This is a genomic window from Bacillus sp. DX4.1, assembly GCF_030348195.1.
In the GTDB taxonomy this organism is placed as follows: domain Bacteria; phylum Bacillota; class Bacilli; order Bacillales; family Bacillaceae_G; genus Bacillus_A.
This window is the reverse complement of the sequence record NZ_JAUCFT010000008.1, coordinates 2,333,147-2,345,233: the sequence shown is the minus strand read 5'-3', so window position 1 is coordinate 2,345,233 and position 12,087 is coordinate 2,333,147. Positions and strand designations below refer to the sequence as shown.

The window sequence follows — 12,087 nt, the reverse complement described above, 5'->3', positions numbered from 1 at the left end:
CCGCAAAGGACACAACTTTTAACATTACTTCACATGTACATAGGCTTCGTTACCTGTAACACAGAATTTCGCTATACTTAATCTACAGTACTTTCACTCAATAGTTATTTCACAGAACATAATTTTTATTTTCATTTGTATATTTTTATATTCACAAATTTTCCCTTTCCTCTATAATTTTAAAATAGGAGGCGTTAAAATGATTTTGCAAGATCAAGATATTATTAAATTTAAAAAACACATTTGTAATGTAATTGAGACACTTCAAGAACAAAGCCAAGTAAAACAAAAACTGGCGTTAGTATAGTTCTGTGGACACATCTAAGTTAAGTTACTAAAATGTACTTTGAAAGGATGTGTCCTGATAGAACGTAAAAATACAGGTAGAAAACACAATAAATATAGTTAATTATGCACCTTATATATAAACTAAGAAACGTCTTCCTTTTTTACTGAGAAGCATCAATTCTGTTTTGAAAAACCCCGAAAACCTCTCCCTTTTTATCGGTAAAAACAACAAAAAGACACTCATTTAGGTGTCTTTTTAATTTTGAGATTACTATTATTTATACTGAAATTAATCTTACATTTTGATAATACATATATTAGCTATTATGTAAAATGCGAGAGGAGATCTAAATTATGAGTAAGAAAAAGAAAAAACCTAGTGAATCTGCTCTTGCTAAACAAGCAATTGCTAAAAAGTATCAAAAAGAATATGGAAGTACACCCATTATCGTTTCTACAAACATAGAAAAGATGCAAACTGGTTATGCCGCTGTAGCACCAGACCATATTCAGCTATTCAAGTACAATAAAGATGTAAATGATGTTGTCAGCATTGCTAAATACTATTTTAGTGATTATTCCACTGTTCTAGTAGATTATTTTGCTATTAAGTCCGTATTCGAGTTTGAAGGATTGGGAACGCCGTTTCGTTTTATCCCAACGGAGCAAGGAAAAGACATCGAGCGCTTTATTGAAAATAACACATCCATTGAAATACATAAGGTACATCGTAAATGGTATAGTAAAATTCTTGGTTTCCGTTCTAATACAAAATGGAAAATGGTTGTGGCATGTATAATATATTTATTTATTCTCACAGCTGGAATTAGCGGAATGATAGATAATAAAAATGAAAAAGAAGCAGCCCCAGCAACAAAAGTTGTAAATACAGATGCTGCTAAAAAAGATGAAGAGCAACAGAAGCTTGACGAGCAGCGTAAACAAGAAGAACAAAAGAAACAAGAGGAGCAACGTAAGCAGGAAGAATTAAAAAGGCAACAAGAAGAAAAAAAGAAGCAAGAGGAGATGCAAAAACAGCAAGAACAACAAGCTCAGCAAAAACAAAGCGTACAGCAACAACCAAACAATGATCTCCCTCAAGGAAACTATAATTTTAAAAGCTGTAAAGAAGCCAAAGCTGCTGGATTCTCAAATATCACAAAAGACCACCCTGCGTATTCCTCTAAGTTAGATAGAGACGGTGACGGACTAGCTTGTGATAAATAATAGTAAGGAGCCTACATAGGTTCCTTTTTTTCTATACTTACCTATGCTTTTTCACCGCTTACCCATATCTTATATTGTGTGTAACTGACGGAAACTCTGAATCCCTTGCTGTGCTTAATTTCATAAGACTTTTTATTTTGAGTTACACAACACGAAAAATATGAGTAACTGTATAAAATAAAAGGCTCTGTTAAATTTTATTGTTGATTTTTAGCCAAATAAAAAGACCGATTTAGCTCGGTCTTCTTGTACATCTTATTGTACTAACGCACCCGTTACTTTAAGTACATTTATTCACAATCCTTCTGCCTTAATAAAAGCTGCCTTTTGTGAAGAATAAGATTGTCCTGTTACTATGAAAAGCGTCGTTGTCAATTCTTTCAACCGAAAAAAAAGCTACCAAAAGTGGCTTTTAAAAGGCCGGTGTCCAAGCAGTTTTATCCTTCCTTGAATCTTATATTATTGAGATTGATTTAGGAGGTGAAAATTATGGCAAAAGTTAAGTTGGATGATACAATATGCTGCTTCTACGGCCCTACTTCCAACGGTCATATTGTTGTAAAATGTGGTAAGGCTAATGAAATATGTACAACCGAGATTCAACATGGTCAAGAAATCCTTCCTATTATTCCAGTGGTTACTCCTCTTGTTGCTAACTGTGGAGAATGTCATAAACTAGTTCCTTCGTTTCCAGGATTTGAAAGATTTACATTGGTTTATGCTGACGATGACGAAAACTAACTAAGTGATCCTAATACTTTAGAAAGACAAGCCCATGTTAGTTATGTTTAAAATATGGGCTTGCCTAAATCTACATACTCTAAAAATCATCGTAGTTAATATTCTTTGGGTCCAAGTTCTGATAAATTCCAATTCTAATCGTATCACAGGATTTAAATCTAAAAATTAAACTAAATTGCCCTTTTAGTTTAACAAGAAAATCAACAATATTCTTTAACAGAGCCAAATAAAAAAAGAAAAAGCAATGATTAGATTTTAAATCTTTTCATCGCTTTATCCATTGCATCTTGATTTACACCTATATAACGAAGCGTTACCTTCTCCGATGAATGATTAAATATCTCCATAAGTAAAGCAATGTTCTTTGTTTGCATGTACATATGGTATCCGTAGGTCTTTCTTAAAGTATGTGTACTCTGCTGCGGTTCCACTCAATATCTTATATGCCATACTTCGACCAATCGGACGATTCTTTCCTTGTCTACTTTGTAATAAGTACTCATCATCTTCTCTATCTTCATTGAACCAGCGGAGCTCCCTCTTTAGTGCTGCAGTGATTTGAATCCGTTTCTGTTTACCTGTTTTCTTTTCTCGCATAGATATATGGCTCCCTTTCACATCACCTACCTTCAATTTTAAAATATCACTGATTCGTAAACCTGTATTAATTCCCATGATGAACAAAAGATAATTACGCTCATTCTTTTCTTTTAAATACTCTTTTATTTGCTGTATTTGCTCTGTATCACGAATAGGTTGAACAAAATTCATTGCTCATCACCTCCAGATTGTTCTTGCTCGTAAACTTCTAATCTAAGAGCAAAAGCAAGAGTATAAAATGCCTTAGACTTCCAACGACGATAAGTACGTTCGCTCATACCGATTTCGTTATAAACCATATAGTCACACATATCCTCTTCTTCTAAATAACGCTTTTTAATAATGTCTCTTTGAATCTTCCCTGCACGACCGTTCCCAAAACGAATTAACGTTTGATCAATTCGAAAAGACATATCCTTAAGAAACCCTTCACGTTCACTTCGTTTTACATTTTCTAAGGCTACATCTTCTAAAGGATTACCAACTACATTTGTAGGGCCATGATATCTAACTTCATAAGAAGGAGTGACTTTCATTTCTTGGCGAATCATTCCAAACTGTCTATAAATACGTACTTCTTCAAGAACCTTTTCTAATTCCTCTTGTGTTGCTTTACGGTCAATTTTTGATAAGAAAGTTAATTGTTTAGTCATGTAAGACCACTCCTTTTTATGATTAATTACTTTTGTCTAATTGCACCGCGTCTACGTTCATAACGTGGTCCACGAGTCCCCATTAAATCCTCGATATCACGTGTGCTCAACTTCTCTTTTCATTTTTTCTTATGTTTCTTTTTTGCTTATTTAGATTGTTTTTTCCATTCACGTAATTGATCTTTTAATGCTTTCATTCCCCACATCTCCCTTTTATAAAATAAAAAGGACACCAATCAATAGTGCAGCAATTGTTACTGCTCTAATGAATTGATGTCCTCTAGTTTTCTAGCCGGACTATATTCAAAGGATTATTTTATATAGATTACTATAAGCATCCATAAAGCCAAGGCGCCAACGATAGCGAGCGCTATACGCGTAGATAGTACCCTTACTTCAAAGTCTATTTTCTTGGAGGGTTCAGGATATGCAATTACGTAAATTCCCTTTAATAATGCAAGCCATGCAATAACCGTTACGAACCCCCGCCAGTTAAATACCCATACATTATGTAGGATAACAGTACCTAACCCTAGGAAAATCGATAGAAAACCATACATAATACCAAATCCTCTATCTTCAACCACTAATTTTTTCAATTCACGTAGTACCGACGGACGGACGAAAAGTATTCCCGATACGATAACCGTCATCCATCCCCAAAACAGTCCTAAAAAAGTACTAGTTTCCATTATTAGTTCACTCCCCTCAATTATATTTATATTTCAGATATCCCCCCCTTTAGAACAATTCCAGAACCTTTATGTATAGGCTAAAGTCTGCTCTTTTTAATACAAAAAAAGTTTTTATTCTAAACCCTCGTTATCATCTTCAATTTCCTCCATACGTCCGATCGCTTCGGCTAACGTGTTTACTACATACATGTCATTTCCTTGATTGTAAAAAGCGTTATTCAAAGCCGTTAATGCGGAGAAGGGTGAAGTTCTAATTCTCGTAAAACCTCAATCATAATCTGTCATCTTTCATCCTCACTTCCTACTAAAATAGCGTTTTTGTTTAGTTTTATACTGTTAATCCTTTGCTTCTCCTCTATATTTTAAAAATCAAATGTAGTAAAATGTATTTAATAATTACAATACATTGAAAATAGGAGGTCAATATATGAATAAAAGACTTAAGATATTAATGAAAATTACACCTTTCCTAAGCGTACTTTTTATCTTAATCGGATTAATTATGGCAATATTAGGTGCATTAGATCATAACCTAAAATTATTGACTGGTTCACTATTCGTAATTGCACAAGCTGTACTTGTAATAACATATACTAAGATGTTTAAAAAAATAGGTTTCTAAAACTTAAAACATTTAGTACCAGCTGAAATGCTAGGTATATCTACTGAACATTTCAGCTGGCGTTTCTTATCCAAATAACGATTTTGTTTAATTTCCCTCTCTCTTCCTATCCAGCATAATATTTCAAATCTACCCCATACTATTGTTACAACAGCATTTATTACTAAAATATTTTTCAATACATTTTATGCATAATCAGTACAATACTAAAAAACACTTTAGTAATTTTTAATAATTATGTTGCTTGTATACCTACATGTAATAAGGAGGGATGTAAAGTGGAGAAAGTGAATGAAAATGCATCTAAATCAAGCCGTCGAGCAAAAGAGGACGAAATTGCTACAGAGGCAGGTGTGATCCTAAAACTACAATCGCTTCAACCAGCAAGTGAAGAATCTGTATTAGCTCCAACTAATCAGCTTCCATCTAGCGTTCTGAAATCTCTTTAAGATAAATAAAGATTTTTATAAAAAAGGGTCAGTCGCAAATATCGGCTGTCCTTTTATTTTTCTTAAAAATCCTTAAAACCACTTTCGTCCTTATAAAAGGTTCAGCCAAGATAATTGTAAAATTAGTCATAACTAAAAATACTGAAGACTACGTTCCAAATCTACATAAACCTTGGTCGAACCTCATAATACATCCCAATCTTCACGTTTTCTCATTTTCAATTCTCCATTTCTTAATAAAATTCAATTTGTATTAAAATAACGCTTTTGTTAAAACTTCCGTTGAAGCAATGATGCAAGGGTTTTTAATATTTTCATGCTTAATCACCCATTCAAACGGCATCATAGTAAATAAAGTTCCCCCAATACTTTTCACTGCTTGTCTCTGTGTCTGTTCTTCAGGTGGTAAATCCTCAACAGGTATAAGCATTCTATTTTGTAAACTAACTTCTAAAAGTTCAGTTTCTATTTCTTCTATTTCAAGCCCAGTATCCTTCGCATAAAATTTAATCGCTTGTTCGACTGTCTCTGCGCAAACAAAATCAATGCCCAACATTCTAAATATCCTCATCGTTTTCCCCCTTTCGTTATGGTACTTTTCCGTTTATTTTTTCAATATTCCACTCGACATATTTTCCAAATCCGATTGATTGATTCAGTATTAGCACAGCAATTTCAATATGATACCTTCTTAAATTCCTTACTATTTCTGTAAAGCTAGCACCACTGTTCCACATTTCATGAAAGCGAATCACGTCTCTTTCATCCCAAAGAAAGTTTACTTACTCTAATGCTATATATATTCAAAGGTAATCCACGTTGCTTCTGTTATTTTATTAGATTAACATTCGTTTTTGCTAATCCCATAAAGCGCATTTAAATCTTATATTTATCTGCTCAATCTAAAATCAAAACAGTTAATACATGGACTGAAGAGGAAGTACTACGATTCTTAGAACACGCTAAAGAAAGTCGTTATTATATTGTGTATTTACTTGCTATTACGTGTGTTATGCGTAAAGGAGAAATTTTAGGATTGCAATGGAAAGATATTGATTTTGAAAGAAGAACCATCTCAGTCAACCGTTCCCTTTCTCATATTACAAAAGAATTTCATGAACCTAAAACTTCTTCAGGAAAACGATTAATTGTACTTCCGGAAATTACGTTACATGCTTTGGAAGTACATCATGAACGAATAAATATAGAAAAAGAACGATACGGTAGTGAATATAACAACTATGATTTAGTTTGCCCTACCTTTAACGGTAATCCTTGCAATTTCAGAAGTTTGACACAGCTCTGGAAAAAGCTTATAAAGAAAAGTGGGGTTCCTGATATTCGCTTCCACGATCTAAGGCATACCTATACAACTTTAATGTTGAAACAAGGTATTCATCCGAAGATTGTAAGTGAGCGTTTAGGACATAAAAGAATAGGCATCACATTAGACACCTACTCCCATGTTGTTCCAGGCCTACAAGAAAAAGCGGTTGAGGATTTTGTATAAAAATACTAGCAAATTCGTATGACATTGAAAGGAGCAAAAAACATGAAAGAAATCAAAACAGAGCAAGAGTTTAAAGACATTATCGCAAGCGAGGAGCCCGTAGTTATAAAGTTCTTCACAACATGGTGCCCAGATTGCGTGCGTATGGATAACTTCATTGGAGATGTAATGGAAGAGTTCAATAAATTTGAATGGTACTCTATTAATAAAGATGAGTTTCCACACATTGCTGAAGAGTATCAAGTAATGGGAATTCCAAGCTTATTAGTGTATCAAAATAGTGAAAAACTAGGTCATTTACATAGTGCCAACGCAAAAACAGAAGAGCAAGTTACTGAGTTTTTAGAAGCATATTAAAATAGAAAAGCTGCCCTTGAAGTATAAACTTTCAGGGCAGCTTTTTTAATGGTGATTTTATCCTGTTTTCACTTTGTACTTTTCAACATATTTTTCCTTTGCGAAACATTGTTATCCCCTACTTAAAAAGCTATAAAACGTCAACAATGTTTGTATAGACCCACTCGACTTGTATTTGATACTCTATGTATAGAAAGAAATTCCTAACAGAAAGGTGAGTGATCGTTATGAATTCACTTTCTAATAAAGAAGCTGATAAAGGAGCCATTGTCAGCATTATCGCCTACATATTTTTAGCAACACTGAAAATTGTGATTAGCTATATCGCCCTTTCCAGTGCGTTACGTGCGGATGGTTTAAATAACTTAACCGATATTGGTGCTTCGGTAGCCATTTTGATCGGGCTTAAAATTTCTCGCAAACCTCGTGATCCTGATCATCCATATGGTCATTCTCGCGCAGAACAAATCGCTTCACTTGTTGCCTCTTTTATTATGGCAACAGTTGGTTTAGAGGTTATCGTAAGTGCGGTTCGTTCCTTCCTCAATCCTCAGCAAACTGCGCCAAACGTAATGGCAGCTTGGGTTGCTTTATTTTGTGCTGTCGTCATGTATGGCGTGTATGTATATAATAATGGGATTGCCAAACGCACAAAAAGCAAAGCGCTAGAGGCGGCTGCGAAGGATAATTTATCGGATGCACTTGTTAGTATCGGTACGGTTGTTGGTATTTTGGCAGCACAGTTTCATATGCCGATTCTCGATCCAATTGCCGCTTTGCTAGTTGGTTTTATTATTTGTAAAACAGCATGGGACATTTTCTCAGAAGCTTCTCATATGTTAACAGACGGCATTGATCCGGATAAGATGGAAGAATACGCGCAAGCAGTTCAATTGGTTTCAGGTGTAGAACATATCGTCGATATTCGTGCACGCATGTATGGGAACCAAACATATGTAGATATTACAATTGAAGTAGATGCTCATATGGATGTGAGTAAAAGCCATCATATTACCGATACAATTGAAGATATGCTGGAACAAAAATTTGGGATTTTGCATACACATATTCATGTGGAACCCATGCAAAAAGAACCTATGATGACATAGGTTCTTTTTTAATGAATGCTCGGTGAAATATAATACATAAAATGAGCCAACTTCCACCCGCTGCCCAACCCGCTAAAATATCGGATGGATAATGAACACCGAGATAAACACGGCTAACAGAGATAGAGAAAATAATGAAGCATGTGATAAAAATGAGCAACACCTTTTTGTGCAACGAAATACGGTGCTCAGTAATTGTTACATACGCAATAAACCCTAGAAACGCCGTTGCATTCATTGTATGACCGCTTGGAAAGCTATATCCAGTCGCTGTTACAAGCTGCGATACATCCGGTCTTGGTCGTTCATACCATAGTTTTAGCATACTGTTGAGATAACGTGATCCGTAATAATTAATCAGTAAAAATAACGCACTTAACAGCTTCGTTCGAACGAAATAGTACATTGCGACTATGAGCAGTAATGGAAAATATATTTTTTTTGAACCGATGTAAGACATCCACACGAAGTATGATGTCAAATAATCGTTCCGAAAGCTTTGAATGAATTCGCTAATAACATCATCAAATTTCTCAACACAAGCGGTATGATACGAAAGTGATAATACGACAAAACAAATGAGTAACGTACAACTTAACATGTATAAATGTCGATATCGTTTCACATACATAACCTCACTATACAAAAAATGGAGCGGGTGTTTTAGTTTCCCTCTCCATTTCTTTTTTTATGCATTATTTATCGAGAAATATAACTGTTAATTTTTTGCTGCATTGTTGGGATATCTTCACGTGTTACAGTAAAGCGAATGACTTTTTCGTCCAAGTCTAAGACTTCTGAAAATAACCCTGCTAACCCACGTGCTTTTCTATCCACTTCCATAACAATATCCAATCGATCATAAGCACGTGGTAAAATCAATAATTCTAACTCATCCAATTTACCATAATACTGTCCGGAAACTGGGATAAACTCAAATTCTTGCGCAAATGGGATATTGGTACGCAAACGACGTGGTAATTCTTCACACTCTGCTTGGCGGAGTCTAAATCCTAATTGTTTTACTCCATCTAACACACTGTTTAATAATGCGTTTGGTAATACTTGAATATAATCTCGATCACTTGGATCAATGCTTCGTTTAATATCAAGCCCTGTATGAATCCAGACGGTTTTCATGCCAAATGTGAGCGGTGCTTCAATTGGCATCGGGAATGAAAATGAGATTTCCAACTTTTCATTCGGCTGGACTGTAACTGGCTCCGTTAAACGCATTCGTTCTAAGTCATATGTTGCACTTGTTTTTTTATCGTCTACTTCTCGGATATATGTTGTCGATAATGTTAAGTAAATGCTTTCAATTTGCTGTGCAACTGATCCGCCTGTAATATGAACGATGCCTGCTATTTCTTCTCCAACTAAATAGTCTTCTTTTTCAAGTACAGTATCAACTTTTGCATTTCCAATTCCTACGCTTGCTAAAAACTTTTGAAACATGGATCCCCCACCTTTTCTAGTACATGACGAACGTCTTTCATAACATCTTGTACATTCTCATAATATGGCTGCTTCATCTGTAACATTCGCAAAATCACTTCGCAGCTATATTCCTCTAACTGTAACTCTTCATACCATGGCTTTTCTTCTATTTCAGCAGAATCATAACCAGAATACAATAAAAAGAGAACGAAGTGACCAAGTGCATAAAAATCACTGCGATAATGAATTTCTCGCATATGTGCTTGTTCACCTTCATAGAACGAGGCTCGTTCATCTTTTTCACCCATAGGCCTTGCTAAGCCAAAATCAATAATAAAGATACGATCATCCTGCATTAATATGTTCGGAATACGTAAGTCCCGATGGATGATGCCTTTACTATGAAAATAGCCAACAAGCTCAAGTACTTTATATAAAATACGAAAAACCTCTCGTTCTTCATAAACATGTCCCTCTATGAAAATAAAATCTTCAAAATTCTTTCCTGGCATATGCTCCATCACAAAAAACGGCTGTTTCTTCCAGATAAATTGATCATATAGGCTCGGTATTTCCCTATGCTCTAGCTGCTTTAAAATCATTTGTTCATACGCAAATGATTTCCTTCCTGATGAATACCTTTGTTTGCTTTGTCTTAATTGTTTCAAGACTTTCTTCTCTTGCAGTTGCAAGTCGTTAACGATGTATGTAAATCCATAGCTGCCCATACCAATTACTGATTCAATTCTATAGCGCTGTGCGACTATTGTTCCTAAGCGCAGCGGTCTATCAAACCAAGCAAGGATATCTCGCCATTTCATCAACTACTTGAAAAGAAGCTACGACTTTTACGTTTACGTTTATAGTGCTGATGGCCATAACCATGCGAGGATCGATCCCTTTTATAGTCGCTACTTGAATAAGAGCGATTTCTATGACGATAATCACTACTTGAATAGGAACGATGTCTACTTTTTTTTCCTAATAAAGAATCAATAATTTTTTTGAACATCCCTTCACCTCTTGTTTGAAATTTTTTCTTTTATTATACCAACAATTGCCTTCTCTATTTGTGGCAAGTTTGTAAAGAGAGATAACCTTTTGGAGTGCAAAAAACGACGAGTCTATCCCGCCGTTACTTTCACTCTTCATCTTCGTCAAATACTTCATCAATCATACATTTTTCTAGTAAATACTCAAACGTAATGTCAGCGAGATCCTCAATCTCTTCTCTCTTTGGTACATAACCTCTCGCAATCAGTTGCTCATAAAAAAACTCCGCAATTTCTTCCGTATCAATTACGACTTCTATTTCCTTCATGAGCATCACTCCTTTAATTCTGTTTTATGAAGGAATTTCAAAATTATGTATATGAGATTAGAAAAACATTTTTTCTTTTTCTTAAAAAACATGCTAGTCATATTGCCTAATATCCCGGCATACGATGTAGTACAAGCTATATAAAGGGGGAAATGGAAATGGCATATCATTATGAAACAGAGCAGAGAAAAGAAGAGTTCATGCATGAGGATAAATGGGCAGACTCTATCATTAAATGGCTTATTGTTTTTTTAACAATTGTAGGCATACCCTACACAGCGTATATTTTCGTTCAATTTCTTCTCTCTTTCTAGCTATTTTTTCTCAGTTAATTTCACCAAATAATTATGAACAACATCCATCACAATTTTGTATTCTTCATCTTGAAATGTTTCAAATAGTAATTGATAGTCGTTATAAATATCTAGTAACCCATCAATAATTTCTTGTCGATTTGTTTTTATGCTTACTTTTTTTGAATTGTTAATAGACTTTAATTTTCCTAAATCTAATTTATTCATCCCGGCTTTATCTTGTTTCAATTTCTTTAAAATTGCATTTGCTGTTTGGGCATTCGCAAGTAGTGTTAAATCTGATTCATCCGCTTCTAACCATTCACCATCTGTAATTCTCGATAACTCGTAAATTGTATCTTCCCATGCATCATTTTTATAACGCCACACTTCCGTACGAAAACCAACAATACGAAATACATCTTTGTCATACCCCGTAACTTGCACAAGATCACCAAATGTAAATTTATAACGCAGCTCAATCCATTCTGTTTCACCATTTTTCATTTCTTGTTCTGTAACGTGCTGCAGCGTTTGTTCAACATAAAATCCATCGTGATTATTCACTTCATATACATACACACCATCTAATATTTTCATGTTTGTAATTTTACCTACAGTTCCATATAACGTAATCACGACTATATCTCCTACATTATATTTAGGTTGGTTTTTTCTCGACATATTCCTCTCTCCTTTTGAAGTCGTGATTTTAAGTATGTGACGCTAACAGTATATGCGGCCGATACGAAAACGCTTATCACATGTGCACATAATCAAAA

Annotated in this window: 17 protein-coding genes and 2 pseudogenes; 8 read left to right on the top strand and 11 right to left on the bottom strand. The window is 34.7% G+C overall.

Annotated elements, in window-relative coordinates; genetic code table 11:
* The first annotated feature begins 642 nt into the window (after positions 1-642).
* The gene (locus tag QUF99_RS14875; protein WP_289371008.1) at positions 643-1,515 is read left to right on the top strand and encodes an excalibur calcium-binding domain-containing protein; all 873 of its coding nucleotides are present in this window, start codon (positions 643-645) and stop codon (positions 1,513-1,515) included.
* 489 nt (positions 1,516-2,004) lie between these two features.
* Positions 2,005-2,256: a hypothetical protein gene (locus QUF99_RS14870; protein ID WP_289371006.1), complete on the top strand. Its 252-nt coding sequence runs from the start codon at positions 2,005-2,007 to the stop codon at positions 2,254-2,256.
* Positions 2,257-2,504: 248 nt separating this feature from the next.
* Here QUF99_RS14870 and QUF99_RS14865 read toward each other — a convergent pair.
* From QUF99_RS14865 to QUF99_RS14855, 3 genes and pseudogenes are all read right to left on the bottom strand, one after another.
* Positions 2,505-3,027, bottom strand: a pseudogene (locus tag QUF99_RS14865) (site-specific integrase).
* Positions 3,024-3,509, bottom strand: coding sequence for an ArpU family phage packaging/lysis transcriptional regulator (locus QUF99_RS14860; RefSeq protein WP_289371005.1), 486 nt, complete (start codon positions 3,507-3,509; stop codon positions 3,024-3,026). The pseudogene QUF99_RS14865 and the gene QUF99_RS14860 overlap by 4 nt, the downstream one beginning before the upstream one ends.
* A 311-nt stretch (positions 3,510-3,820) precedes the next feature.
* Positions 3,821-4,201 (bottom strand): hypothetical protein, encoded by a 381-nt coding sequence (locus tag QUF99_RS14855; RefSeq protein WP_289371004.1) that lies wholly within the window; start codon positions 4,199-4,201, stop codon positions 3,821-3,823.
* A gap of 430 nt (positions 4,202-4,631) precedes the next feature.
* Here QUF99_RS14855 and QUF99_RS14850 point away from each other — a divergent pair, with 430 nt between their 5' ends.
* Complete coding sequence (locus QUF99_RS14850) at positions 4,632-4,826, top strand: hypothetical protein (RefSeq protein WP_289371003.1); 195 nt, start codon at positions 4,632-4,634, stop codon at positions 4,824-4,826.
* A gap of 278 nt (positions 4,827-5,104) precedes the next feature.
* Entirely contained in the window at positions 5,105-5,275 is a 171-nt protein-coding gene (locus tag QUF99_RS14845; RefSeq protein ID WP_289371002.1) for a flagellin, read from the top strand.
* Between the two features lie 253 nt (positions 5,276-5,528).
* Here the strand turns inward: QUF99_RS14845 and QUF99_RS14840 are convergent, their stop codons facing one another.
* Positions 5,529-5,846 (bottom strand): hypothetical protein, encoded by a 318-nt coding sequence (locus QUF99_RS14840; protein ID WP_289371001.1) that lies wholly within the window; start codon positions 5,844-5,846, stop codon positions 5,529-5,531.
* A gap of 16 nt (positions 5,847-5,862) precedes the next feature.
* Positions 5,863-6,078, bottom strand: a pseudogene (locus tag QUF99_RS14835) (hypothetical protein).
* Positions 6,079-6,182: 104 nt separating this feature from the next.
* Here QUF99_RS14835 and QUF99_RS14830 point away from each other — a divergent pair.
* The 3 genes from QUF99_RS14830 to QUF99_RS14820 all read left to right on the top strand — a co-directional run bounded on the left by QUF99_RS14830 (position 6,183) and on the right by QUF99_RS14820 (position 8,251).
* Positions 6,183-6,785 (top strand): site-specific integrase, encoded by a 603-nt coding sequence (locus tag QUF99_RS14830; RefSeq protein ID WP_289374657.1) that lies wholly within the window; start codon positions 6,183-6,185, stop codon positions 6,783-6,785.
* Positions 6,786-6,827: 42 nt separating this feature from the next.
* Positions 6,828-7,142 (top strand): thioredoxin family protein, encoded by a 315-nt coding sequence (locus QUF99_RS14825; protein ID WP_289371000.1) that lies wholly within the window; start codon positions 6,828-6,830, stop codon positions 7,140-7,142.
* A gap of 227 nt (positions 7,143-7,369) precedes the next feature.
* Entirely contained in the window at positions 7,370-8,251 is an 882-nt protein-coding gene (locus QUF99_RS14820) for a cation diffusion facilitator family transporter (RefSeq protein WP_289370999.1), read from the top strand.
* Here QUF99_RS14820 and QUF99_RS14815 read toward each other — a convergent pair.
* From QUF99_RS14815 to QUF99_RS14795, 5 genes are all read right to left on the bottom strand, one after another.
* Positions 8,238-8,876, bottom strand: a complete 639-nt coding sequence (locus QUF99_RS14815; RefSeq protein WP_289370998.1) for a phosphatase PAP2 family protein — start codon at positions 8,874-8,876, stop codon at positions 8,238-8,240. The two genes, QUF99_RS14820 and QUF99_RS14815, sit on opposite strands and share 14 nt — an antisense overlap.
* Before the next feature lie 74 nt (positions 8,877-8,950).
* Positions 8,951-9,709 carry a sporulation protein gene (locus QUF99_RS14810; RefSeq protein WP_289370996.1) on the bottom strand — a complete coding sequence of 253 codons (759 nt, stop codon included), beginning with the start codon at positions 9,707-9,709 and terminating at the stop codon, positions 8,951-8,953.
* Positions 9,691-10,512 (bottom strand): serine/threonine protein kinase, encoded by an 822-nt coding sequence (locus QUF99_RS14805; protein WP_289370995.1) that lies wholly within the window; start codon positions 10,510-10,512, stop codon positions 9,691-9,693. Before QUF99_RS14805 ends, QUF99_RS14810 begins: the two co-directional genes overlap by 19 nt.
* A complete protein-coding gene (locus tag QUF99_RS14800; RefSeq protein ID WP_289370994.1) occupies positions 10,512-10,703 on the bottom strand; it encodes a hypothetical protein in 192 nt (63 codons plus the stop codon). The genes QUF99_RS14805 and QUF99_RS14800 overlap by 1 nt, the downstream gene beginning before the upstream one ends.
* 129 nt (positions 10,704-10,832) lie before the next feature.
* Positions 10,833-11,012, bottom strand: coding sequence for a YozD family protein (locus tag QUF99_RS14795; protein ID WP_286124922.1), 180 nt, complete (start codon positions 11,010-11,012; stop codon positions 10,833-10,835).
* A 158-nt stretch (positions 11,013-11,170) separates the two neighbouring features.
* On the opposite strand from QUF99_RS14795, the gene QUF99_RS14790 reads away from it, so the two are divergent.
* Entirely contained in the window at positions 11,171-11,326 is a 156-nt protein-coding gene (locus tag QUF99_RS14790; RefSeq protein WP_289370991.1) for a DUF3930 family protein, read from the top strand.
* Here QUF99_RS14790 and QUF99_RS14785 read toward each other — a convergent pair whose 3' ends face one another.
* Positions 11,327-11,989, bottom strand: a complete 663-nt coding sequence (locus tag QUF99_RS14785; protein ID WP_289370990.1) for a hypothetical protein — start codon at positions 11,987-11,989, stop codon at positions 11,327-11,329.
* Positions 11,990-12,087: the final 98 nt, after the last annotated feature.